Source organism: Streptomyces sp. CB01881, from assembly GCF_002953255.1.
Lineage (GTDB): Bacteria > Actinomycetota > Actinomycetes > Streptomycetales > Streptomycetaceae > Kitasatospora.
In genome coordinates this window covers 2,187,043-2,212,045 of the sequence record NZ_CP026498.1, presented here as the reverse complement: position 1 = coordinate 2,212,045, position 25,003 = coordinate 2,187,043, and the positions used below count along the sequence as shown (strand labels likewise).

At 73.2% G+C, this 25,003-nt stretch carries 20 protein-coding genes; 13 read left to right on the top strand and 7 right to left on the bottom strand.

The window, feature by feature from the left end; all coding sequences use genetic code 11:
* Nucleotides 1–47: 47 nt before the first annotated feature.
* On the top strand, nt 48–1,616 hold the full coding sequence (locus C2142_RS09640; RefSeq protein ID WP_148642005.1) for a glycerol-3-phosphate dehydrogenase/oxidase: 1,569 nt from the start codon (nt 48–50) through the stop codon (nt 1,614–1,616).
* A gap of 59 nt (nt 1,617–1,675) precedes the next feature.
* Here C2142_RS09640 and C2142_RS09635 read toward each other — a convergent pair whose 3' ends face one another.
* The gene (locus C2142_RS09635) at nt 1,676–1,969 is read right to left on the bottom strand and encodes a hypothetical protein (RefSeq protein ID WP_148642004.1); all 294 of its coding nucleotides are present in this window, start codon (nt 1,967–1,969) and stop codon (nt 1,676–1,678) included.
* A gap of 186 nt (nt 1,970–2,155) precedes the next feature.
* Nucleotides 2,156–2,917, bottom strand: coding sequence for an SDR family oxidoreductase (locus C2142_RS09630; RefSeq protein ID WP_148642003.1), 762 nt, complete (start codon nt 2,915–2,917; stop codon nt 2,156–2,158).
* Between the two features lie 105 nt (nt 2,918–3,022).
* Here C2142_RS09630 and C2142_RS09625 point away from each other — a divergent pair, with 105 nt between their 5' ends.
* Nucleotides 3,023–3,928, top strand: coding sequence for a LysR family transcriptional regulator (locus C2142_RS09625; RefSeq protein ID WP_148642002.1), 906 nt, complete (start codon nt 3,023–3,025; stop codon nt 3,926–3,928).
* A gap of 216 nt (nt 3,929–4,144) precedes the next feature.
* Nucleotides 4,145–4,720, top strand: coding sequence for a TerD family protein (locus C2142_RS09620; RefSeq protein WP_148642001.1), 576 nt, complete (start codon nt 4,145–4,147; stop codon nt 4,718–4,720).
* A gap of 28 nt (nt 4,721–4,748) precedes the next feature.
* On the opposite strand, the gene C2142_RS09615 is transcribed toward C2142_RS09620, so the two are convergent.
* The gene (locus C2142_RS09615) at nt 4,749–6,074 is read right to left on the bottom strand and encodes a monooxygenase (protein WP_241002475.1); all 1,326 of its coding nucleotides are present in this window, start codon (nt 6,072–6,074) and stop codon (nt 4,749–4,751) included.
* Nucleotides 6,075–6,296: 222 nt separating this feature from the next.
* On the opposite strand from C2142_RS09615, the gene C2142_RS09610 reads away from it, so the two are divergent.
* The gene (locus C2142_RS09610) at nt 6,297–8,336 is read left to right on the top strand and encodes an NADPH-dependent 2,4-dienoyl-CoA reductase (RefSeq protein ID WP_148641999.1); all 2,040 of its coding nucleotides are present in this window, start codon (nt 6,297–6,299) and stop codon (nt 8,334–8,336) included.
* Between the two features lie 77 nt (nt 8,337–8,413).
* Here the strand turns inward: C2142_RS09610 and C2142_RS09605 are convergent, their stop codons facing one another.
* Entirely contained in the window at nt 8,414–8,872 is a 459-nt protein-coding gene (locus C2142_RS09605; protein WP_148641998.1) for a TIGR03618 family F420-dependent PPOX class oxidoreductase, read from the bottom strand.
* A 158-nt stretch (nt 8,873–9,030) separates the two neighbouring features.
* Here C2142_RS09605 and C2142_RS09600 point away from each other — a divergent pair, with 158 nt between their 5' ends.
* The gene (locus C2142_RS09600; protein WP_148641997.1) at nt 9,031–9,567 is read left to right on the top strand and encodes a PadR family transcriptional regulator; all 537 of its coding nucleotides are present in this window, start codon (nt 9,031–9,033) and stop codon (nt 9,565–9,567) included.
* A gap of 90 nt (nt 9,568–9,657) precedes the next feature.
* Nucleotides 9,658–10,401: a hypothetical protein gene (locus C2142_RS09595; RefSeq protein ID WP_148641996.1), complete on the top strand. Its 744-nt coding sequence runs from the start codon at nt 9,658–9,660 to the stop codon at nt 10,399–10,401.
* Nucleotides 10,402–10,497: 96 nt separating this feature from the next.
* Here the strand turns inward: C2142_RS09595 and C2142_RS09590 are convergent, their stop codons facing one another.
* Nucleotides 10,498–11,487, bottom strand: coding sequence for a ricin-type beta-trefoil lectin domain protein (locus C2142_RS09590; RefSeq protein ID WP_148641995.1), 990 nt, complete (start codon nt 11,485–11,487; stop codon nt 10,498–10,500).
* A 317-nt stretch (nt 11,488–11,804) separates the two neighbouring features.
* On the opposite strand from C2142_RS09590, the gene C2142_RS09585 reads away from it, so the two are divergent.
* Nucleotides 11,805–13,862, top strand: a complete 2,058-nt coding sequence (locus C2142_RS09585) for an RHS repeat-associated core domain-containing protein (protein ID WP_148641994.1) — start codon at nt 11,805–11,807, stop codon at nt 13,860–13,862.
* 71 nt (nt 13,863–13,933) lie between these two features.
* Nucleotides 13,934–14,578: a hypothetical protein gene (locus C2142_RS09580; RefSeq protein ID WP_153882764.1), complete on the top strand. Its 645-nt coding sequence runs from the start codon at nt 13,934–13,936 to the stop codon at nt 14,576–14,578.
* Between the two features lie 58 nt (nt 14,579–14,636).
* On the opposite strand, the gene C2142_RS09575 is transcribed toward C2142_RS09580, so the two are convergent.
* Nucleotides 14,637–15,347 carry a TetR/AcrR family transcriptional regulator gene (locus C2142_RS09575; RefSeq protein ID WP_148641993.1) on the bottom strand — a complete coding sequence of 237 codons (711 nt, stop codon included), beginning with the start codon at nt 15,345–15,347 and terminating at the stop codon, nt 14,637–14,639.
* Nucleotides 15,348–15,565: 218 nt separating this feature from the next.
* On the opposite strand from C2142_RS09575, the gene C2142_RS09570 reads away from it, so the two are divergent.
* The 3 genes from C2142_RS09570 to C2142_RS09560 are packed head-to-tail and all read left to right on the top strand — an operon-like array spanning nt 15,566 to nt 17,325.
* Complete coding sequence (locus C2142_RS09570; RefSeq protein WP_148641992.1) at nt 15,566–16,531, top strand: DUF4331 family protein; 966 nt, start codon at nt 15,566–15,568, stop codon at nt 16,529–16,531.
* A gap of 57 nt (nt 16,532–16,588) precedes the next feature.
* Nucleotides 16,589–16,963 (top strand): type II toxin-antitoxin system RelE/ParE family toxin, encoded by a 375-nt coding sequence (locus C2142_RS09565; RefSeq protein ID WP_148641991.1) that lies wholly within the window; start codon nt 16,589–16,591, stop codon nt 16,961–16,963.
* Entirely contained in the window at nt 16,960–17,325 is a 366-nt protein-coding gene (locus C2142_RS09560; protein ID WP_148641990.1) for a helix-turn-helix domain-containing protein, read from the top strand. The genes C2142_RS09565 and C2142_RS09560 overlap by 4 nt, the downstream gene beginning before the upstream one ends.
* Nucleotides 17,326–17,352: 27 nt before the next feature.
* On the opposite strand, the gene C2142_RS39580 is transcribed toward C2142_RS09560, so the two are convergent.
* Nucleotides 17,353–20,547, bottom strand: a complete 3,195-nt coding sequence (locus tag C2142_RS39580) for an EAL domain-containing protein (protein ID WP_241002474.1) — start codon at nt 20,545–20,547, stop codon at nt 17,353–17,355.
* A gap of 435 nt (nt 20,548–20,982) precedes the next feature.
* Here C2142_RS39580 and C2142_RS09550 point away from each other — a divergent pair, with 435 nt between their 5' ends.
* Nucleotides 20,983–24,180, top strand: a complete 3,198-nt coding sequence (locus C2142_RS09550; protein WP_241002473.1) for an amino acid adenylation domain-containing protein — start codon at nt 20,983–20,985, stop codon at nt 24,178–24,180.
* Nucleotides 24,177–24,962 (top strand): leucyl/phenylalanyl-tRNA--protein transferase, encoded by a 786-nt coding sequence (locus C2142_RS09545; protein WP_206670947.1) that lies wholly within the window; start codon nt 24,177–24,179, stop codon nt 24,960–24,962. The genes C2142_RS09550 and C2142_RS09545 overlap by 4 nt, the downstream gene beginning before the upstream one ends.
* Nucleotides 24,963–25,003: the final 41 nt, after the last annotated feature.

The following is a 25,003-nucleotide window of genomic DNA, read 5'->3' as shown; positions in this document are numbered from 1 at the left end:
CGGACACCTCCCGCCGTGAGCGGCGGGAACACCAACGGAGGCACCAGATGACCACCACCGCCGGTCCCTATGCCGGAACCGCCCGACTCGACGCCAGGCGGCGGGAGTTGGAACTGGACGCGCTCACCTCCGGCCCGGTCGTCGACCTGCTGGTCATCGGCGGTGGCGTCACCGGCGCCGGGGTGGCCCTGGACGCGGCCGCGCGCGGCCTGCGCACGGTCCTCGTCGAGGCTCGCGACCTCGCCTTCGGGACGAGCCGGTGGAGCTCCAAGCTGGTCCACGGCGGCCTGCGCTACCTCGCCTCCGGGCGGGTCGGCGTGGCCCGGGAGAGCGCTGTCGAGCGCGGCGTGCTGATGACCCGCACCGCCCCGCACCTGGTCCGCCCGATGCCCCAACTGGTGCCGCTGCTGCCCGGGTTGATGAGCCGGGGGCAGGCCTCGCTGGTCCGCGCCGGATTCGTGGCGGGCGACGCGCTGCGGCTGAGTGCCGGCACCCCGGGTGGCCTGCTGCCGCGGGTGCGCCGCGTCGGTGCCGCCCGCGCCCGCCAACTGGTGCCCGGCGTGAGGGCGGAGGGCCTCGCCGGTGCGCTGGTCGCGCACGACGGCCAACTGGTGGACGACGCACGGCTGGTGGTGGCACTGGCCCGCACGGCCGCGCAGTACGGCGCCACCGTGCTGACCCGGGTGCGGGCGGAGGACGTCACCGGCACCTCGGCCCGTCTCACCGACGCGCTCACCGGGCAGTCCCTCACCCTCGCCGCCCGTGCGGTGGTCAACGCCACCGGCGTCTGGGCGGGTGATGTGGACCCGTCGATCCGGCTGAGGCCCAGCCGCGGCACCCACCTGGTGGTCGACGCCGCCGCCCTGGGACGGCCCAGCGCCGCGCTCACCGTCCCGGTACCCGGCTCCACCAGCCGGTTCGTCTTCGCGCTGCCGCAGCAACTCGGCCGGGTCGCGATCGGCCTGACCGACGAGGACGCGCCCGGCCCGATCCCGGACGAGCCGCAGCCGACCGAGGGCGAGCTGGCCTTCCTGATCGACACCGTCAACACCGCCCTGCAGACCGCACTGACCAGGGCGGACGTGCGCGGCGCGTACGCCGGGCTGCGGCCGCTGATCGACACCGGCGACGGCGCCACGGCCGACCTCTCCCGCCAGCACGCGGTGCTGGAGTCCCCGTCCGGGGTGATCACCGTGGTCGGCGGCAAGCTCACCACCTACCGGCGGATGGCCGAGGACGCCGTGGACACCGCCACCCGCCTGCGCGGACTGCCCGCCCGCAGGTGCTGGACGGCCCGCCTCCCGCTGGTCGGCGCGCCCGCCCACCGTGACAGCCGCCCGGCGCCCGACGGTGAGGTGCCGGCCTCGCTGCTCGCCCGTCACGGCGGCGCGGCCCGCGAGGTCCTGGCGGCGGGAACGGCCGCACCGGTCGCGGAGGGCATCGACGTCACCCGCGCCGAGATCGCCTACGCGGTCACGCACGAGGGCGCCCTGGACGCGGACGACGTGCTCCACCGCCGGACCAGGATCGCCCTGGTGGCGGAGGACGCCGCCCGGGCCCGGGCGGCCGTCGAGGAGATCGTGGCGGAGGCGGCCGCGGAGTCCGGGCGGGCGTGACACCGCGGTGACCGCCGCAACGGGTCCGGCCGCCGGCTGGGCTCTCGGTGCTCCGTCCCTCAGTGCTCCGTCTGCTCCGGCATCGGGTGGACGGCGCCGCGCAGCTCCAGCACGCAGGCGAGCGGGTGCTCGGGTGTCCCGGTCCGCTCCAGCCGGACTGCGAGCGGCAGCGGCGGCTCCTCGGCCAACTCGGCGGCGAGGGTGAGCGGGTAGACACCGTGCCCGTGGACGCGGTGGAAGGCGAGCTCCCTGCCGTCCACCAGCAACTCGGTCTCGGTGATCCACCCGGACCGGACGTTCACCGTGACGGAGTGGTCGCCCCGGTCGAGGTGGAAGCTGTGCCGCTGGCGCATGGGGACCTCCTCCGGGGACCTCCGCGCAGGGGAGCGGGAGCGGCGTGCGGACACCGCCCGGTCAGTCTACGTCCGGCCGCGGAGCCCGGCCGGGCGTGCGGTTGCCCGCCCCCGGGGAGGTCTGCGGGCGGCCTGCGGGCGGTCTGCGGGAGGTCCCCCGGGGGCCTGCGCGGGCCGTCGGCCGCCTCAGGCCAGCCGGCCGCCGCCGTCCACGTGGAGGACGGTGCCGGTGACGAAGGGGCTGGTCATCGTGAAGAGGACGGCGCGGACGAGGTCCTCCGTGGTGCCGACGCGGCGGGCGGGGTTGCGCTCGGCGACGGAGCGGAGGAAGGGGTCCTTGTCGGTGCCCATGCGGTCCCAGGAGCCGCTGTCGACGATGCCGGGGGAGACCGCGTTGACGCGGACGGGGGCGATCTCGACGGCGAGGGCCTGGACGAGGAACGCCAGCGCGCCGTTGGTGGTGGCCATCACGGTCCGGGCGGGGGCGGGGCGCCAGGCGGCGACGCCGGAGAAGAAGGTGAAGGACGCGCCGTCGGGGGTGCCGGTGACGGCCTGGCCGGCGAGGTGCTTGGCGAGCAGCAGCGGGCCGTAGACCTTGGCGGCGAACGCCCGCTGGACGTCGGCGAGTTCGAGATCGGCGAGCGGGCCGTTGGCGGGCATCGCGGCGGTGGACACCAGATGGTCGAAGGCGCCGGTGGCGGCGGCGAGGGCGGCGATGGAGGCCTCGTCGGCGAGGTCGACCGGGACGACCTCGGCCGGACCGGTGAGCTCGCCCGCCGTCCACTCCAGCTTGCGGGGGTCTGGTCCGGCCAGGATCAGTTCGGCGCCGGCCGCGGAGGCGGCGCGGGCGAGGGCGCGGCCGGTGTTCGAGCCGGCGCCGACCACGACGACACGGCGGCCGGCGAGGGAGGAGGACGGAGTGGTGGGGAGGGAGGAGGAGGTGGTCATGACGGCGGCTCCGATCGGAGGAGGGGCTGGGTTCCCTTCGACCTTCCACCTGCACGTGCCGATGAGTCCAAGGCTTGTTTTCTCGGTAACCCATAAACTTCCTGCATGGCTACGCTGCGACAGCTCGAATACCTGGTGACCGTTGTCGACACGGGCTCCTTCACCCGTGCCGCCGAGCTGCTGCACGTCACCCAGCCGGCGCTGTCGCACCAGGTGCGGGCCCTGGAGCGGGCCGTCGGCGGGACGTTGCTGGAGCGGCTGCCGCGCGCCGTCCGGCTGACGCCGATGGGGCGGGCGGTGCTGCCGCACGCCCGGGCGGCGCTCGCCGACGCCGAGCGGCTGCGGACGGCGGCCCGCCTCGCCGCGGGGCTCGACGGCGGGGAGCTGGAGCTGGCCACCGTCTACTCGGTCAGCCTCGGCATCCTGCCGCCGGTGCTGCGCGCGTGGCGCCGGCTCCACCCGCAGGTGCGGATCCGGCTGCGCGAGTACGCCCACAACGACGAGCTCCACGCGGCGATGGCGGCCGGTCAGGCGGACGTCGCGGTGGGCACGCCGCCGGCCGACTGGGAGGGGCCGATCCGGGAGCTGGGGGTGGAGGAGTTCGTCCTCGCCCTGCCTGTCGACGACGAAGTGAAGGATCGTCAGGTCGTAGGCCTGGCGGCCCTGTCCGGGCGTGACTGGGTGCACTATGCGCCCGGCAACGGGCTCGCCGACCTGCTGGACCGGGCCTGCGCGGAGGCCGGGTTCCGGCCGCGGGCCGCGGTGCGTACGGAGCAGACGGCGGCCGCGCCGCTGCTCGCCGCGGCCGGGCTGGGGCCCGCCCTGGTGCCCGCCAACATCGTGCCGCCGGGCTTCGACGGCCTGGTCCGACGGCCCGAACCGCCGGTACGGCGCCCGCTCGTCGCGTACACCCGGACCCGGCCGGACCCGCTGACGGCGGCCTTCGTCGAGTTGCTGGCCCGGCAGGCGTGCCTGCTGCCGCCGCACGTCGCCGAGCTGCTGGGGGCGTGAGGGGCCGGGGTCGCCCGATCGCGGGGGTCCGCCGCTCGCCGCCCGCCGCCCTCCGCCCGGTCGGCACTCGCGCCTCCCGGTCGCCGAGCCTCCAGGCCGCCGCGCCTCCGGGCGCCGCGTCCGCCCGGCTCGCGCCCCGCATCGTGGCGAGTGGATTCTCGTGATCTCTACAGTGTTGTAGATTCTTTGGCAGGGAGAGCAATCGAGGAGGGCATCGTGGGAGTTTCGCTGGCCAAGGGTGGCAACGTCTCGCTGACCAAGGAGGCGCCGGGCCTGACCGCCGTCATCGTCGGCCTCGGCTGGGACGTGCGCACGACCACCGGGGCCGACTACGACCTGGACGCCAGTGCGCTGCTCTGCAACGCGCTCGGCAAGGTGGTCTCGGACCAGCACTTCGTCTTCTTCAACAACCTGCGCAGCCCCGAGGGTTCGGTCGAGCACAGCGGCGACAACCTGACCGGCGGCGGCGACGGCGACGACGAGCAGATCAAGGTGGACCTGGACACGGTGCCCGCCGACGTGGCCAAGGTGGTCTTCCCGGTGTCGATCTACGACGCCGACGCCCGCCTGCAGAGCTTCGGGCAGGTCCGCAACGCGTTCATCCGGATCGTCAACCAGGCCAACGGCCAGGAGATCGCCCGGTACGACCTCACCGAGGACGCCTCGACCGAGACCGCGATGGTCTTCGGCGAGCTCTACCGCAACGGCGTCGAGTGGAAGTTCCGTGCCATCGGCCAGGGTTACGCCTCCGGCCTGCGCGGCATCGCCACCGACTACGGTGTCAACGTCTGAGGCGATGCCGGCGAGGGCCGGTGAACTCCTATTCCACTGAGGGGTTCTGACGGAGGATCGGCGGCCGCGCGATGGCGTGGCCGCCGAACCCGCCGGTGCCGACGACCTGTTGCCGCCACCAGTCGACCATCGCGGCCTCGTCCATGGCCGACCAGTCGGGTGCCTCGGTGACCTGGGCCCGCCCGAGCCGCCGCCCCACCTCGACCGTCTCCCGCCCGACGGCACCGCGCTCGGCGTCGTACACGGGCAGCAGTTCGGCCCAGGAGTCGGCCGTGCGCCAGGCGTCCTCGAAGGCGCAGGCGTCCTGCAGCGCCTTGACGACGCCGCTGGTGTTGTGCGGGCGGACCACGGTGGCCGCGTCGCCGGCCAGCAGCAGGCGGCCGGTCGTGCGGCGCGGGACCGCCAGGTCGTAGACCGGTTGCAGGAGGGTCCGCTCGCGCGGGGTGAGGGTGACCACCCCGGCCCAGTACGACGGCAGGTGCCGCTCGGCCAGTGCGGCCAGCTCCTCGAACCGTCCGGTGGTGAGCGTCCCGGCCGGGACGCTGGTCACGCCGTCCGGCCTCAGCCAGGGCGGTGTGGGGGCGTAGAAGACCCAGTTGACCTGGGTGGAACCGGGCTCCAGGCCCGGGATGCGGTACAGCACCACCTGGCCGCCCGGATAGCAGACGGTGATCACCTCGCCCTCGGGCCAGAGCGCCGCGCCGCCGGGCAGGCCGTCCAGCAGCCGGGCGTCGAAGCTGCCGCGCCAGCAGACGTACCCGGCGTAGACGGGCCGGGCGCCGGGGAAGGCGGACTCGGGGCAGACCGCCTCGCGGACCACCGACCGGTAGCCGTCGGCGCCGATCACCAGGTCGTACGTCTCCCGCCCGCCGCCCGCGCTCTCGATCCAGGCCCGCCCGCGGTCACCGTGCCCGCCCGTGCCGGGCCCGCCGTCCGTGGCGTCCCCGCCGTCCGCACCGCCGCCCACCGCGGTGACCGCCTCGCCGAGGCGGAAGGACACGCTGTCCGGGGTGCGCTCGCGCAGCGCCTGCCAGAGCACGCCCCAGTGGTAGGAGTGGAACGGCATCTCCTGCGCCCAGAGCAGCCGCCCACGCGGACCGCCCGTGCCGCCCCCGCCCCCGCTGCCCGCGCCCTCGCGGGTGAGCCAGTGGCGGTGGGTGAGCCGGTGGTGCCGGATCCCGTCGTCCAGGTGGCCGGCCCGGACCAGCTCGTCGTACCGGGGGTCGAGGACGCAGAGGCCCACTCCCCGGTCCTCCAGCCGGCCGGGGCTGCGTTCGAGGACCACCACCTGTTCCGCCCCGCCCCGCGTGGCGGCCCGCGCGAACGCGCACCCCGCGATGCTTCCGCCGACCACGGCTATCGAGCCACCCCGCACTGCCGCCCCCTCTCCGGGGGTCCGCTGTGAACCCCGCGTCGCGCAACGACCATACGCGCGTTCCGCAGTGACCTGACGGCTAGTCAATGACATTCACCGCCGATGGGGGGTGATCCCGGTTATGCAACTTGTTGCATAGGTGCCGAGGCATCCCCTACCGTCTGGTAACAAACAGCCGCCCCCGTTGCCCAGGAGACGCCGATGAGCACCGCCGTCCAGCCGCCCTACCCCCACCTGCTGAGCCCGCTCGACCTCGGCTTCACGACCCTCCCCAACCGCGTGATCATGGGGTCGATGCACGTCGGGCTGGAGGAGGCGCCCGGCGGCTTCGACCGGATGGCCGCCTTCTACGCCGAGCGCGCCCGCGGGGGCGTGGGCCTGATCGTCACCGGCGGCATCGCCCCCAACGAGGCCGGCCGCCCCTGGGGCGGTGGCGCCATGCTCGTCACCGAGGAGGAGGCCGACCGGCACCGCGTCGTCACCGACGCCGTCCACGCGGCCGGCGGCCGGATCGCGATGCAGATCCTGCACTTCGGCCGCTACGCCTACCACCCCGAGCTGGTCGCCCCCAGCGCCCTCCAGGCCCCGATCAGCCCGTTCGTGCCGAACGCGCTCACCGCCGAGCAGGTCGAGCAGACCGTCGAGGACTTCGCCCGCTGCGCGGCCCTCGCCCAGCGGGCCGGGTACGACGGTGTCGAGATCATGGGCTCCGAGGGCTACCTGATCAACGAGTTCACCGCCTCCGCCACCAACCACCGCGAGGACGAGTGGGGCGGCTCCTACGAGAACCGGATGCGGTTCCCGGTCGAGATCGTCCGCCGGGTCCGCGAGCGGGTCGGCCCCGACTTCGTGCTGATCTACCGCCTCTCCATGCTCGACCTCGTTCCCGGCGGCTCCACCCTCGCCGAGGTCGTGCAGCTCGCCCAGGCCGTCGAGGCGGCCGGCGCCACCATCATCAACACCGGCATCGGGTGGCACGAGGCCCGCATCCCCACCATCGCCACCTCCGTGCCGCGCGGCGCCTACGCGTGGGTGACCAAGAAGGTGATGGGATCGGTCGGCGTGCCGCTGGTCGCCGTCAACCGCATCAACACCCCCGAGATCGCCGAGCAGGTGCTCGCCGAGGGCTGCGCCGACCTGGTCTCGCTGGCCCGCCCGCTGCTCGCCGACGCCGACTTCGTCGCCAAGGCGCAGGAGGGCCGCGCCGCCTCCATCAACACCTGCATCGGCTGCAACCAGGCCTGCCTGGACCACACCTTCAGCGGGCAGATCACCTCCTGCCTGGTCAACCCGCGCGCCTGCCACGAGACCGAACTCGTCCTCGCCCCCACCAGGACGCGCAAGCGGATCGGCGTCGTCGGCGCCGGGCCGGCCGGTCTCGCGTTCGCCGTCTCGGCCGCCGAACGCGGCCACGCCGTCACCCTGTTCGACGCGGCCGACACCGTCGGCGGGCAGCTGAACATCGCCCGGCGCATCCCCGGCAAGGAGGAGTTCGACGAGACCCTGCGCTACTACCGCACCCGGCTGGCCGAGTTGGCCGTCGAGCTGCGGCTCGGTACCCTGGTGGACGCGGAGCAGCTGGCCGCCGGGGGCTTCGACGAGATCGTCCTCGCCACCGGCGTCACCCCGCGGATCCCCGCCGACCTGCCGGGAGTCGACCACCCCAGCGTGGTCGGCTACCTGGACGTGCTGCGTGACGGCGCCGACGTCGGCAAGCGCGTCGCCATCCTCGGCGCCGGCGGCATCGGCTTCGACGTCGCCGAGTACCTCACCGACCAGGGCGACGCCGCGAGCCTCAACCCGCCCGTCTTCCACCGCAAGTGGGGCATCGACCCCGAGTACCGCGAGCGCGGCGGCCTCACCCGCCCCGAGCGGCCCGAGCCCCCGCGCAGCGTCCACCTGCTCCAGCGCAAGACCACCAAGGTCGGCGCCGGTCTCGGCAAGACCACCGGCTGGATCCACCGCACCGAGCTCAAGCACCGCGGCGTCACCATGGTCGCCGGCGTGAGCTACGAGCTGATCGACGACGCCGGCCTGCACCTCGTCGTGGACGGCGAACGGCAGCTCCTGCCCGTCGACACCGTCGTCCTCTGCACCGGCCAGGAGCCGCGTCGCGACCTCGACGCCGCCCTGCGCGAACTCGGCCTCACCCCGCACCTGATCGGTGGCGCCGACGTGGCCGCCGAACTCGACGCCAAGCGCGCCATCAAGCAGGGCACCGAGCTGGCCGCCACGCTCTGACCTGCGGGGCTTCCCGCACCGGCGCCGCCCCCCGCTCCCAACCGGGAGGGAGGGCGGCGCCGCCGGTCTGCCCGCCCTCAGCCGCTGACGTCCAGCGCCGTTCCGTACAGCCGCTGCACCCGCAGCCGGACCACCACCCGCCGTTCGGCGACCTGCTCGGCCAGGAACTCCCGCGGGTCCGCCGGCCGGAACTCCGCCGGGAGCATCGCCAGCAGCTCCTGCCCGACCGCGTCGCCCGGGACGGCCGTCGCCTCCGAGACCTCCGTCTCGCCCTCCGCGACGGCGAAGGAGAACGCGTCCGGTCCCTGGACGTGCAGGGCCGCCCGCGGGTCGCGCCGCAGGTGGCCCACCTTGAGGCGGTCGGCGGTGGTGGAGAACCGCACCACGCGCCCGGCGGGGTCCCACCGGTACAGCATGGTGGTCAGGTGCGGGTGGCCGCTGCGCTTGACGGAGGCGAGGGTGCCGAACTGCCGGGCGCCGAGCAGGTCCGAGAGGGCCTGGTCGGAGAGGGGGCGGGGCGCTGGTCGCTGAGTCATGACCGGTCCAACTTTCCGGCGCATGCAAATGTTCCAAACTGGATTACCTTTTTGTGGACTACTTTCCGCCGCGCTCCGGTGCCAGATCCTGCCTCTGGTGCCAGGGCCTGCCTCCGGCGCCAGATCCGGCCTCCGGCGCCACGCCCTAGGATCGGCCCATGTCACTGCCGCACGCCATCCTCACCGCCCTGCTGGAGAAGCCTTCCTCGGGGCTGGAGCTGACCCGGCGGTTCGACAAGTCGATCGGCTTCTTCTGGTCCGCCACCCACCAGCAGATCTACCGCGAACTCGGCCGCTTGGAGGCCTCCGGCCAGATCCGGGCGCTCCCGCAGACCGGACCGGTGCGCGGCCAGAAGAAGGAGTACGAGGTCCTGCCCGACGGCCGCGCCGAGCTCGAACGGTGGACGGCCGCCGGGGACGATCCGAAGGTCGTCCGTGAGCCGCTGCTGCTGCGCCTGCGCGCGGCGGCGGTGGTCGGCACGGCCGGTCTGGAGGCCGAGCTGAACCGCCATCTCGCGCTCCACCGCGCCCAGTTGGCCGACTACGAGGAGATCGAGCGGCGGGACTTCCCGCCCGAGGGGTCGGCCGGCGAGAACCGGCTCCAGCACGCCGTCCTGCGGGCCGGGATCGGTCTGGAGTCGTTCTGGGTGGAGTGGCTCACCGGGACCCTCGCGGAGCTCCCCGACCCGTCCTGAGCTGCGGCCCTGCGCTTCGGGCGGGCGGTGCGGCGGCCCCGGTGCGACACTGGGTGCCTGTCCCTGTCCGACTCCTGATCGGGGGCCCGCATGTCCCACTCGCGGCCTCTCCTCGCCCTCGCCGCCGCGGCCGTGGCCACCGCCGTCACGCTCGGTGCGGCCGGCAGTGTCACGGGCTCCGCCCGGTCGGCGTCCATCACCCTCCAGGCGGCCCCGGCCGAGCAACTGCCCACGTCGGAACAGCTGAAGGCGGCCCTGCTCACCGCCGCCGAACTCGGCCCGGACTTCACCGAGATCCCGTCCGAGGCGAGCGCATCACCGAGCGACGGCGCCTCCCCGGTGGCCGGCTGTGACGCGCTGCGCGCCCTGCTGAACCGGCAGGACACCGGGGCCTCGCCACAAAACCCGCACCAGGAAGCCGAGTTCGACGGGCCCGACGGCAACCCCATGGTGACCGAGTCGCTCACGGCCGAGGACTCCGCCAAGCTCACCGCCGACTTCGCCACCGTCACCGACGCGTTCGCGAACTGCCACAGCCTCACCTTCACCGACGGCACCGGCTCCGCCGTGACCTTCCAGGTCACCCCCATCACCCTCGGCGACCGCCACGACGCCCCCGCCGTCCGCCTCGACGGCAACCTCGCCGGCGTCGTGCTCAACGGCTACCTGGGCATCGAGCGATTCGGCCCCACCGCCATGGCCTACGGCTTCTTCCAGCGCGACGACGACTCGTCCCAACTGGCCTCCGTCTACTACCGCGCCGCCGTCGCCAAGGCCGAACACACCCTCGGCAGCACCGCCGGCAGCACCACGGCCCCGGCAGCCGCGGTCTGATCCACGAGGAGGGCCCGTCCTCCACCTGGTCGCAGGCGGCGGACGAGCCCTCGTGGCCGGGGGATGTTCCTCCGGGTTCGGCTCAGTCGCGCGGCGTCACGGCGTGCGCTCCGGCTGGACGGCCCACTGCTGGTTGGCCTGGACAGTAGAGCAGTCCCAGATGTCGGGGCGAGTGCCCTGGCCGGTGGCCCAGGCGTTCAGTTCCAGGCACCGGCCGGTGTCGAGGTCGCCCCCGGTGACGGTGCCCCGGTTGACGAGGCGGCCGTCCGGACGCAAGGTCCACTTCTGGGTCGGCTTGTTCTCGCAGCGGGCCAGGACGATCGCCGCGCCGTTCCAGGTGCCGTCGGCGGCGGTGGAGACGCAGTAGCTGCCGACGCGAACGGTGCCGTCGACGCCGAGGTTGAAGCGCTGGTTGGGAGTGTTCCAGCAGCCGTAGATGGTCAGCGGCGCACCCTCGCGGGGGCCGCCCTCGGCATCGGCGCACTGCCAGGACACCAGGGCGGGATGGAGGGAGGCGGCGGCATCGGCGTAGCCGACCATGCTCAACTGGCCGAAGCCGTCGACCTTTCCCTTGGTGCCGTTGCTGCTCGTGCCGGGGAAGACCGCGATAGCGTTGCTGCCGTCGATCACCCAGAGGTCGGCGTAGCCGTCGTTGTTGAGGTCCCCGGCGCCGATTCGGGGGTGGCTGGTGGCGGTCAGGCCGGCGCCGGTGAGGATCGGGGTGCCCGAGCCGGGCGCGGTGAGGGCGCTGTAGTCGGGGGCCCCGTTCTTCCAGGTGACGGGGTAGGTGTAGACGTTCCCGTTGGTGCGGTGGCGGGCCCAGACGGTGGCCTGGTTCCTGCTCTCGGTCGCTGAGACTGTGGTGAGGCCGTTGGCGGGTCCGGGGTTGATGAGATCGTAGTGGTCCCAGGTGCCGCCGTCCGTGGTCGGGATCTGGTAGGCGGGCGAGTCGACGTTGTCGGTGCCGCCGTGGACGAACAGGTAGAGCCTGCCGTTCTCGACGGTGAGCAGCGAGGTGCGGGTGTTGGTGACCGTGAGGTCTCCCTGGACCTTGAGGGATTCGCCCTCGGGCGTGCCGATGGCCATGACCTGGGAGACGTTGCCCCAGTCCTGGGTGTTGTAGCCGGTGCAGGGCGCCGAGGTGTCAGTGGTCTCGCAGGAGCCCGGGCGCCGGATGCTGCCGGAGGTGAGGGCGTCGTAGCGCCCGGTGCCGTCGTTGGTGACCAGGAAGAGTTTCTTCCTGAGGTCGGCGTCCTTGGTGTTGTGGGCGATGATCTGGTCGACGGCCTGGCCGGAGTTGAGCGTGCCGCGGTGGGTGATCTGGTAGTCGCTCCAGGTGGGGTTGTGAGTACACCGACACCGGCCTGCCGACCACCGTCGACAGCAACAACTCCCAGCAGATCGTGGCGAAGCGGGACTACGACGCGCTCGGCCGGGTCACCCGCACCACCGTGGGCGACTACGGCAGCCAGGTGGTCTCCACCCAGCAGTACGACTGGGCCACCGGACGCGTCGTCAACTCCTTCCTGGACCGTCAGAACGGCACCGTCTCCGCGGACCAGACGACCTACACCTACACCCCCTCCGGGCGGATCACCTCCGCCACCGACCTGCAGGACGCCCGCGACCGGGACCTGCAGTGCTACACCTACGACCACCTCGGCCGGCTGACCAACGCCTGGACCGACACCGGCACCACCTACACCACCGCCGACTGGACCGACTCCTCCGGCGCCGTTCACGGCACCGGCAGTTCCACCACCGTCCCCGCCACCGGCGGCTGCACCAACGCGAACGGCCCCGCCGTCACCGGCCCCGGCAGCCGCACGGTCGGCGGCCCGGCACCGTACTGGAACACCTACAGCCACGACGCCACCGGCAACCGCACCGGCCTGGTCCAGCACGACATCACCGGCGACACCGCCAAGGACGTCACCACCACGCAGACCTTCGGCGCCGCCCGGACCACCAACACCGGCAATGGCAAGGGCGGCCCGCACGCGCTGCAGAGCTCGATCACGGTCGCGCCGTCCGGCACCCGGACCACCGGGTACCAGTACGACGCCAACGGCAACACCACCGCCGTCTCCGACAACTCCGGTACGGCGACGCTGACCTGGAACAGCGAGGACCGCCTCGCGTCCTACGCGAAGACCGGCGGGCCCGGCACGACCAGCTACCTGGACGACGCGGACGGCAACCCGCTGATCCGCCGCAATCCCGGCAGGACCACCCTGAGCCTGCCCACCGACGAGGTGACCCTTGACATGGCCGCCCACACCACCGCCGGCGTCCGCTCGGTCCCGGCCTCCGGCGGCCTCACCTACACCAGGGTCAGCAACGCCGTCGGCGGCTCCACCGTGCTCTACCAGGCGGCGGACCCGCACGGCACCAACGGTGTCCAGATCGGCTCCGACGCCGCGATGACCGTTACCCGGCGCCTCACCGACCCCTTCGGCAACGCGCGCGGCCCCCAGCCGTCCGCCTCCGCCTGGGCCGGCACCAAGGGCTTCGTCGGCGGTCTCCAGGACGCCACCACCGGCCTCACCACCCTCGGCGCCCGCGTCTACGACCCGGCAACCGGCCGCTTCCTCAGCGACGACCCGGTCACCGTCAACGGCAGCCCCCAGCAATGGAACGGCTACGCCTACAGCGACAACGACCCGGTCAACGGGAGCGACCCGTCCGGCCTCTGCCGGGCCGACATCTGCGGCGTCGGCACCGTGATCGGCGGCACCGGCAGCGGCCCGGACAACCCCGTCCGCTTCGCGACCACGGGGCCGGTGGACCCGGACGACCCGTCGGAGGGCACGGTCTACAAGGGCACATTCATCCCGGGGCCGCCCAAGAAGAAGGTTCCCACGACGACCGCCAAGACCTGCGCCGGCTGCAAGGTGGTGACCGATCTGCCGAAGAACGCGGAGAAGTCCATGCCGAGCGGTGGGTACGACGTCAACCATGTCACGGTCTACGAGGTCTCCCAGAACACCTGGCTGAACAAAGACATCTCCGACGACTTCAACATCTCGGACCAGGACGGGGAGGTGAGTCGGACCACGACCACGATCCACACCAGGCAGCTGACCACACAGCTGGCCGCGAAGATCGGGGGCAGCGTCTCGGTCAAGACATCGGTGTCGGCCTCCCTGCCGTTCCTGGCCGACGGCGAGGTCGAGGTGGCCGTCTCGTTGAACGGTGAGCTCTCCTGGCAGAACTCCGATGCCGTCACGGACGCGAAGCAGGACTCGGTCACGCTGCCGACGGTGAAGGTCAAGGCCGGCCAGGCGTACGGGTTGTCCCCCGTGGGTACGGCCACCAGGTACATGGCCGTCTTCGTCCATACGGACGGAAGCACGACGAGTGCCGAGTGGGGGACGTACGACATTCACAACTGGGCACCGGCGGCCTACGATCACAGGCCGGCGGTGATCCTCAACAACAACGCAGGTCCGGCCAAGTAGCCGTGCCGCGAACGCGGCGGCACGACAGAGACAGGGGAGAACGGATGCGCCATCGCACAAGCCGACGGGCAGTGGCTTGCACCGCGGTTGCCGCCCTGCTGGTCGGTGCCGCCGCGTGCGGGTCCGCGCCGGGCGGGACGGCGGGCAGGGCGGGCACGCCCGGTCCCGCGGCCGCCGAGGCGGTTGCACTGGGGCCGGAGTTCCCGGAGCCGGCCAAGCGAGTCGTGCTGGAGCAGGCCGCGAGGGACGGCAGGGCGCCGGCCGGCGGCCGGACGGCCGTGGCGAACTTCGGCGTGAACTGGCCTCCTTCCCTGGTCTGGCAGGCGGAGAGCAGTGGTGACATCTGCGCGGCCCAGGCTCCCCAGGTGGGAGGCGTGTTGACCCAGTGTGCCAAGGCCACGGACATCAAGAGCAGGCCCACGCCCGGCGTCGGCGTCATCCTGAGCTACCGGCTGGCCAAGAGCGACACCTGGGAGGGGTGGAACATTCTGCTCCTCGCCAGCGCCGAGACCGTTGAGAGGATCTCCTGCCAACAGCAGGACTTCCCGGTGCGAAAGGCGTTGGCGGTGACAGTGGGCGGGGTGCTTCGGACCGTATACGCCGTCACCGTCCCGGCCGACATGGCCGGCACCCATCAGGCCGCCGTCCGGCGCGGGGACGCGTTGGCGGTGGATCAGGTGCGGATCGATCCCGAGGGCCGCGCCGTCCAGTGCTGAGAGGGCCTCGCACAGCGCGCCGTCCTTCGTTCTCCTCGGGCAGGGAGGGGCGGCGCGGTCAGCCGGTGTGGTGCGCCGCCAGGCGGGTGGCGGCGGCCTCCAGGAGGAGGTCGAGGGCGAACGGGTAGCCGCTGCGGTCCATGTCGGAGACGAGGAGGTCGGCGGTGGCGGCGATGTGGGGGTGGGTGTCGGGGCCGAGGCGCGCGTAGCGCAGGCGCCAGACGGCGAGGTCGGCGGCGCGGGCGGGGGCGGGCAGGGCGAGGGCGGCGGCGTCCTGGGCGGCGAAGGCGAGCGCCTGGTCGACGAAGGCGTGGTAGATCCGGACGGCCTCCGGGTCGGGGAAGCCCGCGGAGCGCAGGACGCCGAGGATCGTCTCGACGGCCTGCGTCTCGTTGTCCCGCCCGGTGGTGCGGTGGGCGGCGAGCTGGGCGGCCTGGGGGTGTGCCTGGTAGGCGGTGTGGATGCGCATGCCGATCTCGCGCAGGTCGGCGCGCCAGTCACCGCTGAGTCGCAGGCCGTGCTGGGCGCGGCCGATGAGTTCGTCGGCGACGGCGAGCATCAGGTCGTCGGTGTTGTGGAAGTACCGGTAGACGGCGCTCGGGTCGGCCCCCAGGGCGGCGCCGAGGCGGCGGACGGTCAGCGCGGCCGCGCCGTGCTGGCCGATCAGCCGCAGGGCCGTCTCGACGATGACCTGTTCGGACAGGACCGTGCCCTGCTTGGTCGGCCGTCTGCGCCGCCGCTGCGGTTCGGGGACCACGCGTTCCGTCATGGCGGGCAGCCTAGGGCATCGAAGGCTATGACAACAGCGTTGACGTTGCGGCGTCCGTCCGCGCCCGCGGCGACCCTGACCGCCCGGTGCAGTCGGCCGTCGGCCGATCGGCGGACGGCGGCCCCCGGCACGGGTGGCTTCCCCCCGTGCCACGGGTCCCACTGGTACCACGGAGCCGACAACCAGGGGGATGCACAGAGACGAGGTAGCGCAGCGCCATGTCCCACCACCTCAGTGGTCCGAACCTCCGCTCGCCGCGCGGCGACGCCCGGCTCGACCTCACCGACCTGTTCGCCTTCCCGGGCTCGGACGCCTCGGGCCGGACCGTCCTCATCATGAACGTGAACCCGTACGCGCCGACCCGGGCCGCCGAGTTCCACCCGGACGCCGTCTACCGGATCAACATCGACAACGACGGTGACGACCGGGCGGACGTCGCCTACTCGTTCACCTTCTCCGGCCCCGGCACCGGCGGCCAGACCGTCACCGTCCACCGCGCCACCGGGGAGGCGGCCCGGAGGCACGAGGCGGGCGGCGACGTGCTGTTCGCCAACGTGCCGGTCGCCTTCGGCTACGCGCCGGACGTGGTGGAGGTGGGTGGCTACAAGCTCTCCGTGGGCCTGCGCAGCGACCCCTTCTTCGCCGACCTCGAAGGGATCGTCAACAACTTCACCTGGACCGGCAAGGACGCCATGGCCGAGGCCAACGTCTTCGGCATCGCCCTCGAAGTCCCGGACGCCGAGCTGGGCCCGGACCCGGTGATCGGTGTCTGGGCCCGGGTCAGCCTCCACCTGGACGGGCAGCTGATCTCCGTCGACCGGGGCGCGCACCCCTCGCTGACCGCGTACTTCAACGCGGAGGAGGTCAAGGACGCCTACAACACGGGCGAGCCGGCCGACGACTGGGCGACGTACCGCGAGGCCTGGACGGCCGTCCTCCAGCACACCGGGGACTACACCACCGAGGCGGCGACCGAGACGCTGAAGCTCGTCCTGCCCGACGTCCTGCGCTACGACCGCTCCCGCCCCGCCGCCTACCCCAACGGCCGCACCCTCAGCGACGACGTGACCTCCGCCCGCCTCGCCATGGTCTCCGGCGGCAAGATCATCAGCGACCACATCCCCCCGCACACCGACCTCCTCCCGACCTTCCCCCACCTCGGACACCCGCACCCGGCGGGGTAGCCGGGGAACGGCTCACAGGGCCGCGCCGGGTATATGGATTTCTGTATAGTCGCCCCTGTGGGCCACCCATGGCAGATCGAGATCGAGCCCGAGGTCCGGCAATGGCTGGAGCTTCTTCCGGATGCCCGGTACGACAAGGTCGAGCGTGCGGTTGACATGCTCGCAAGCCGGCCGACGACACTGGCGGAGCCCTACTCGCGGCATCTCGGCGGTAAGGTGCGCGAGCTGCGCTTCGTCATGGATGGCAGCGCCGTGCGGATCACCTACTGGCTGGCGCCGGGTCGGCGCATCGTGTTGCTGACGGTGTTCCGCAAGACGCGGCAACGCGAGACGGCAGAGGTCGACCGCGCCCAGCAGGTGCAGCGAGAGTGCGAGGCGGCCCACGGCCCGGCCGAGCATGCCTATGACCGGAGCAAGGAGGAGAGCCCGTGAACCACGCGCACTGGAAGACCCGCCGGACCAGGAGGCTCCTGGGCGAACAGGTCGAGGAGTCCGCCGCCTACGTCGAGGCGGGACATGCGTTCGCGCTGGGGCAGGCCGTCCACGACCGCCGTACCCTGCTCGGCCTGTCGCAGGCTGAGCTGGCACGGCGGGCCGGTATGACGCAGCCGCAGATCTCCACCATCGAGGGTGGCGACTCCCTGCCGACCCTGCCTTTGCTCACCCGGCTGGCGAAGGCGCTGGACGCGTCGCTGACCATCGACCTGGACGGCGACGCCTCCTCGTTCGTCTTCTCCCCGCACGGCGGCCGGCCCGGTGACGGCGAACCGGAGGACGGCCGGTCGGCGGCCTAGGGCGGTCCTCGGGCCGTCGCCGCCCGGTCAGGCCGGGGGGCGGGCGTCGCTGAGGTCGGCGTACTCCTCGATGAAGGTGCGGGCCTGGTCGGCGGTGAGGGGGCGGGCGAAGAGGTAGCCCTGGCCGAGCGGGCAGCCCATGGCGGCGAGCAGGTCGCGCTGCTCGGTGTTCTCGATGCCCTCGGCGATGACCTGGACACCGAGGGTGTCGGCGATCCGGGTGATGCCCTCGACCAGGGCGTACTGCTGCTGGGAGAGGCCGAGGCCGTCGATGAAGGACTTGTCGATCTTCAGGATGGAGATCGGGAACTCGCGCAGGTAGGAGAGGGAGGAGTAGCCCGTCCCGAAGTCGTCGATGGCGATGCCGACGCCCAGCCCGGTCAGGGTGCGCATGTCGGTGTGGACGCGTTCGTCGCGGCGCATCAGCACGGACTCGGTCAGTTCCAGGACGAGCGCCTGCGGGGTGATCCCGGAGGTCCGGACGGCGCCGCGCACCACGTCCACGAAGCCGGCGTCGCGGAACTGCCGGGCCGAGACGTTGACGTTGACCCGCAGGGGCGGCAGGCCGCGGGCGCTGCGCCGGCTGCCGCTGAGCCGGTGCCAGCCGGCCACCTCCTGGGCGGCCCGTTCCAGGACCCACGCGCCGAGCGGCACGATCTGGCCGCTCTCCTCGGCGAGTGCGATGAAGTCGTCGGGCAGCACCATGCCGCGCCGGTCGTGCGGCCAGCGGACCAGTGCCTCGAAGGCGACCAGCTCGCCGGTCTGCAGGTCGACGATCGGCTGGTAGTACAGCTTGAACGCGGACTCGGCGATCGCGGTGTCCAGGTTCTCGTTCAGTTCGTGCCGCTCCACCAGCCCGGCCTGGAGCGCGGGCTGGTAGTGGCACCACTGCCGCTTGCCGGCCGACTTCGCCGAGTACAGGGCCAGGTCGGCGTGGCTGAGCAGCTCGGTCGCGTCCACGCTGTCCTCGGTGGTGGCGACGCCGATGCTGGCCGTGACCCGGACGGCACCCGCGCTCAGCTTGAACGGCTCCGCGAAGGCGGACAGCACCGCGTCCGCCGTGGCGCCGACGTCGGCCGGGCGCAACGCGTCCTCCACCAGGACGGCGAACTCGTCGCCGCCGAGCCGGGCCGCCGTGTCGGAGGTGCGCAGCGCGGTGGAGACCCGGAGCGAGACGGCGACCAGCAGCTCGTCGCCGACCGCGTGCCCCTGGGTGTCGTTGACCACCTTGAAGTCGTCCAGGTCGATGAAGAGCACCCCGGTGATGGCACCGCTGCGCTCGCCGCGCGAGAGCGCGTGGCCCACGCGGTCCTGGAAGAGGACGCGGTTGGCCAGGCCGGTGAGCGAGTCGTGGAAGGCGCGGTGGGTGAGCTCGCGCTCCATCTGGCGCTGTTCGGTGACGTCGCGCAGGGTGAGCACCAGGCCACCCACCGTCGGGTCGCCGCGCAGGTCGTTGCAGCGGACCTCGGCCTCGATCGGCGTGCGGTCGTGGCGCAGCAGGCGCCAGTGTTCGCGTTGCGGTTCGCGGCCGTCGCCCGCCCGCCCGCCGCCGCCGTCCAGGCCGCGCATCCGGGCCAGTGCGCTGCCGACGGCGCGGCTGTCCTCGGGCGGGACGAGGTCGGTGATCAGGGTGCCGTCCAGGCTGGGGTAGCCGAGGACGCGTTGGGCGGAGGAGGAGGCGTAGCGGACGCCGTCGTCGGCGTTGAGGATCAGGATGACGTCGCTGGCGTTCTGTACCAGGGTGCGGAAGTAGACCTCGCTGTTGCGGCGGTTGATCTCCTGGCTCAGCATCACGCGTTCGACGGCCAGTGCGGCCTGGGCGGCGAGGATCTCCAGCGAGCTCCAGAGGCTGGTCAGCTCCTGTTCGGTTCCGGTGACGATGAGTGCGCCGATCAGCGGGTCGCCGGAGGGGCGTTCGGCGAGGGTCAGCGGGCAGAGCAGGGCGGAGGGCATGCCGTCGAAGCGGAGGGCCAGGTCGCTGCCGATGTCCTCGATGGGGAGTAACCGGGTCTCGCGGACGGCCGCCAGGGCGAGCACCTCGTCCGAGCCGGGGCCCTCGCCCAGGGCGTGCTGGGCCGGTCCGCGCTCGGCGTGCCGGACGTGCAGGACGCCGGCCTCGGTGACCGCGAGCAGCGCGACGTGGCCGGGCTCGGCCGGCATCAGGGTGGAGGCGGCGGCCTGGACGGCGTCGGCGACCTCCTCGACGGTGACGGCCGCGGTCAGTGAGGCGCCGGCCTCGCGCAGCGCCCGTTCCCGGCCCAGGGCCTGCCGGCGGGCGCCGACCACGATGGCGAGGCGGGCGAGGACGAGCAGGAAGAGCAGGGCGGAGAAGGCGCCGATCACCCCGGCGTTGTTGGTGTTGCCGTTGACGGACTCGACGATCAGGATGGTCGGCGCGATCAGCGAGGCCGCGGTGAGCAGGGCCAGCCGGCCGCGGCCGAGGTCGGCCTCCTGCGAGGGCACCGGTCTGGTCAGCTCGACCATGGAGGGGTGCAGTGCGGCCGCGCCCCAGGCGGTGTAGAAGGCGGCCCATCCCAGGTCGACCGGGGTGCCGATGTGCCAGTCGCCGTGCAGCTGGATCAGCCCGTACAGGATGTCGGAGATCAGCAGGCCGACGGTGCCGACCGTGAGCAGCTGGAGTGCCCGGCTGCTCCCGCCGCGTGGGACGAGCAGGCGCAGCAGCAGGAAGAGGACGATCACGTCGCCCAGCGGGTAGGCCATCGAGACGGCCTTCTGGAACCAGCTGAGGTCGGGGTTCCGGGCGTACGGGAGGATCAGGTAGATCCAGGCGAGCAGGGCGAGGCCCATGGTGAGGATGAGCGCGTCCAGCAGGCTGGCCCGGTCCTGATGGGCCGTCCGCCAGCGGATGAAGCCCAGGACGCCGGCCGCGTACAGCAGGTACTCGGCGAGGTAGAAGCCGTCGGCCACTGAGGGGAAGGGGCTTCCCAGGTGCAGGAACTCCAGCTGGATGACCTGGACGACCTCGCCGGCGGTGAAGCTGAGGTTGGCGAGTGCCAGCAGGTACCAGAAGAGCGCGTGGGAGGGGCGGTTGAGGCGGACGCCGACCACGATGGCGGCGACGCCGCCGAGGCCGATGCCTGTCCACCAGATGATCCGCTGCGTCGGGTAGATGTAGTAGATGCAGGTGAACAGCACCATCCACACCAGGTAACAGGCCATCAGGTGTTGTCGCCGGCGAGTCAACGAGGCTACCTCCTCCACGACATCACTCCGCCGGTCGGGCGGGGGAGTTCGGGTGAGGACGGGTCTTCCGGGAGTCGCCCTTCGGGGCAGGGGCTGCGTCCGCCCGTCGGGTCGGGACCGGACGTTCGAAATGAGCCGTGAGTGCGTATAGTCGGAAATGTCGCACCTCCCAGCATTCTGCCGCCACAGCACGAGGTCAAGCCGGTGGATGATGCAGCAGACAGCGCACAGGGCGCACGGGCGGAAGTGAACTCCGGTCGTCACGCCGTGTTGCGCAACGAAGACGGTCGGTATGCGATCTGGCCAGGTGACTTCACCGTCCCGAGTGGTTGGCGGACGGTGTTCGGCCCGGACGGCCGGGCGGCCTGCCGGGCCTACGTGGAACGCGAGTGGCGGTGGGACGGGCTCGGGCTCGGGCTCGGGCCGTCGCACGGCCGGGGTGCCGGACGAGACATGGCCGCGGGCCGTACGCCGTCCGCCGCCGGGTCCGCGGACACCGTGCACGGGCTCTTCCGGGCGCGCGCCGCCCACGATCCGGACGCCCTCGCCGTGCTCGCCGAGGACGGCGAACTGAGCTACCGCGAACTGGACCGGCGCAGCGACCGGCTGGCCGCCGCGCTGCGGGCCCGGGGCGTCGGGCCGGACCGGGTGGTGCCCGTCTGCCTGGAGCGCGGGACCGGCCTCGTGACGGCCTGGCTCGGCGTGCTCAAGGCCGGCGGGGCCTTCCTCCCGCTGGACCCTGCCCACCCGGAGCGGCGGCTCACGCAGCTCGTCGAGGACTGCCGTGCCGCGGTGGTGGTGGCGGGGTGCGGGCGGCGCTTCGCGGGAGCCGCGGTGCTGGACGCGGACGCGGGGGCGGAGACCTGGGAGGGGGGCCCGGAGCCGGACGCCGCCGCGCCGGACGACCTCGCGTACCTGATCTACACCTCCGGCACCACCGGTACGCCCAAGGGTGTGCCCGTCACCCACCGTTCCCTCCGCTTCACCCTGGACCGCGTCGTCCGCGCCTACGGGCTGACCCCGCAGGACCGGGTGCTGCAACTGGCCGCCCTCGGCTTCGACACCGCGCTGGAGCAGGTGCTCGCCACCCTGGTCAGCGGCGCCACCCTCGTTCTCGGCGGGGCGCGGACCTGGGCGCCCACCGAGCTGGTGCACCGGATGCACGACCTGGGGCTCACCGTCACCGACCTCACGCCCGCCTACTGGCACCACGTGCTGGCCCTGCTCCCCGAGGGCGGTCCGGCCCCCGCGGGCCTGCGGCTGGTCGTGGTGGGCGGGGACACCGTGCACGCCGACGACTGCCGCACCTGCCTGGCCCGGCTGCCCGGCGTCCGGCTGGTGAACGCGTACGGGGTGACCGAGGCGGCGGTCACGTCCACGCTCTGCGAGGTCACGCCGGAGGTGCTGGCCGGCGGTGCGCACGGGCGCGCCGCGCACGGGCCGGCGGCCGGCGGTGCGGCGGCCCCGGTGCCGATCGGGCGGCCGCTGCCGGGTGTGCGGGTGCACGTGCTGGACGCGCGGCTCTCCCCGGTGCGGCCGGGGGAGAAGGGCGAGATCTACCTCGGCGGCCCCGGCCTGGCCCGCGGCTACTGGCGACAGCCCGGCCTGACCGCGGAAACGTTCCTTCCCGACCCGTACGCGGCCGTCCCCGGGGAACGCATGTACCGCACCGGCGACGCCGGGCGCTGGCGGGCCGACGGCAACCTGGAGATCCTCGGCCGCTTCGACGACCAGGTGAAGGTCCGCGGCTACCGCGTCGACCCCGCCGAGGTCGAATCGGTGCTCGCCGCCCACCCCGACGTCCGGCAGGCCTGCGTCGCCGCCGACGGCAGCGACGACGGGACGCGCGTCCTCACCGCCTACTACACGCTGACCGGGCGCGCCGACTCCGGCGCCGGCGCCCGGCGTCCGCAGATCCGGGCCTACCTGGCCGAACGGCTGCCGGACTTCATGGTCCCGGCCGAGTTCGTGCTGCTCGACCGCATGCCGCTCACCTCCCACGGCAAGATCGACCGGCGCCGGCTGCCGCACACCGCGCCACAGCTCCAGCGGCGGGCCGGCGGAGGACGGGACGACGGGCAGGCGGAGGAGCCCGAGAGCAAGGACGAGAACGGGCGGACGGACGAGATCGCGCGCGCCGACGGGGCCGCGCGCCCCGACGGCAACGGGAGCGCGATCGAGGCCGGCATCGCCCAGCTCTGGTCCCAGCTGCTCGGCGTCGACACGGTCGGACCCTCCGACGACTTCTTCGAACTCGGCGGCAACTCCCTGCTCGCCATGGAGATGCTCGCCCGGGCCCGGATCATGTTCGGCATCGACGTCACCCGGATCCGCTTCCTCACCCGGTCGCTGCTGCGCGACTCCACCCTGCGCGCCTTCGCCGTCGCCACCCGGACGGCGCGCTCCGCCTGGAACGGCCTCGGCGAGACCACCGTCGACTGGGCCGCCGAAGCCGAACCCGGCACCCCCGTCAGGCAGTCCTGGCGCCCCGCGCCCTGCCGCGCCGAACCCGCCGAGATCCTGCTCACCGGCGCCACCGGCTTCTGCGGCGCCCACCTGCTGAACACCCTGCTGCGCACCACCGGCGCCCGCATCCACTGCCTGGTCCGCGCCCCCGACGAGGAGCACGCCCTCGAACGCATCCGCGCCGCGCAACAGCGGTTCCTCCGGCACGACCTGGCCGACGCCCGGGTCGTCCCGCTGGTCGGCGACCTCACCGAACCCCTGCTCGGCCTGACGCAGCACCGGTTCGAGGAACTGGCCGACAGCCTGGACGCCATCCACCACCTCGGCGGACAGGTCAACTTCATCTACCCCTACCACCAGCTGCGCGCCGCCAACGTCGGCGGCACCCGCGAGATCGTCCGGCTGGCCGGGCACTCCCGCGGCGTCCCGGTGCACTACCTCTCCACCCTCGCCGTCCTGGCCGGCTTCGGCCCGGCCGGCGTCGCCGAGGTCACCGAGCGGATGCCGCTCGCGTACCCGGAGAAGCTCGCGGTCGGCTACGTCGAGAGCAAGTGGGTCGCCGAACAGCTGCTGCACAACGCGGCCGCGGCCGGCCTGCCGGTCACCGTGCTGCGCACCAACGACGTCACCGGCGACCTCGCCACCGGGGTGATGAACACCGGAACCGAGATCTGCGCGCTGATCAAGTACATGGCGGACAGCGGAAGTTGCCCCGACGTCCGGCTGCTGCTCGACTTCGTCCCGGCCGACCGCTTCAGCCAGGCTGTCGCCCACATCGCCGCCCGCGCCCCCGCCAACGGCGAGGTCTACCACGTCACCTCACCCCGCCCCGGCGTCCTCGCCGACCTCGCCGCCCGCCTGCGCGCCCGGGGCCACCCGGTGGACGAAGTCCCCTACGCCGCCTGGGTCCAGGACCTCATCCGCTTCGCCGCCGGCCACCCCACCCATCCGATGACCCCGTTCGTCCCCCTCTTCGTCGACCGCAGCCCGGGGACGGAACTCTCCATCAGCGAGATGTACTTCCGCCCGACGTTCCCGCTCTTCGACCGCGCCAACACCGAACAGGCCCTGGTGGGCAGCGGGATCGACCTTCCGGCGGTCGACGACGGGCTGCTGGACCACTACCTGGAGCAGCTGACGGCGGAGGGATTCCTGGCCCCGCCCGTGGGGGTGTTGCGACGGTGAACGGGACGGCCGGGATGTTCGACGGGCTGGACGTGGCACGGGCGCCGGGGGACGGGCCGGTGGCGTTCGGGGGCGGGCTCGCGGCGGACGTGCTGCTGGCCGCGTACCGGCGCGGGCTGTTCCCGATGCCCGCCGCCGACGACTACGCGAGCGCCTTCAACGAGGCCCGGTTCGAGGAGACGGTGGCCTCGGGCGCGGTGGCGCTGCTCCCGGGGGCCGCCGCCGTCGACGACGACCCCTACGCCCTGGCCTGGTGGTCCCCGGACCCGCGCCCGGTGATCGCCCCGGGCGGGGTGCGCATCGGGAGCCGGCTCGCCCGGCGGCTGCGCAACGGCCTGCCGTGGTGGACCAGCGCCGACCGGGCCTTCCCACGGGTCCTCGCCGCCTGCGCCGAGGGCCGCCAACCGCCTTGGCTCACCGAGGGGTTACGCGCCACCCTGCTCCAGCTGCACGACCGCGGCGCGGCGCACAGCGCCGAGGTCTGGGACGGCGAGGAGCTGATCGGAGGGGTCTTCGGGGTCACCGCGGGGCCCGTCCTCAGCCTCGACTCGATGTTCCACCGCCGGTCGGACGCCGCCCGCGTCGCCGTCGCCGACCTCGCCGCCCGCTTCGCCGACGCGGGCGGCCGCCTCCTCGACGCCCAGTGGGACACCCCGCACGTCCGCACCCTCGGCGCCGTCCCCACACCCCGCGCCGACTACCTCGCCGCACTCGCCGCCCCGGCCGACCTCCGGCCACTGGCCCCGGACGCCCTCCCGGTCTCCCGCCTGGGGCGGGTCTGACCGTTCCGGCCTCGGCCCGGCCTCAGCCGGTCGCGGCCGCC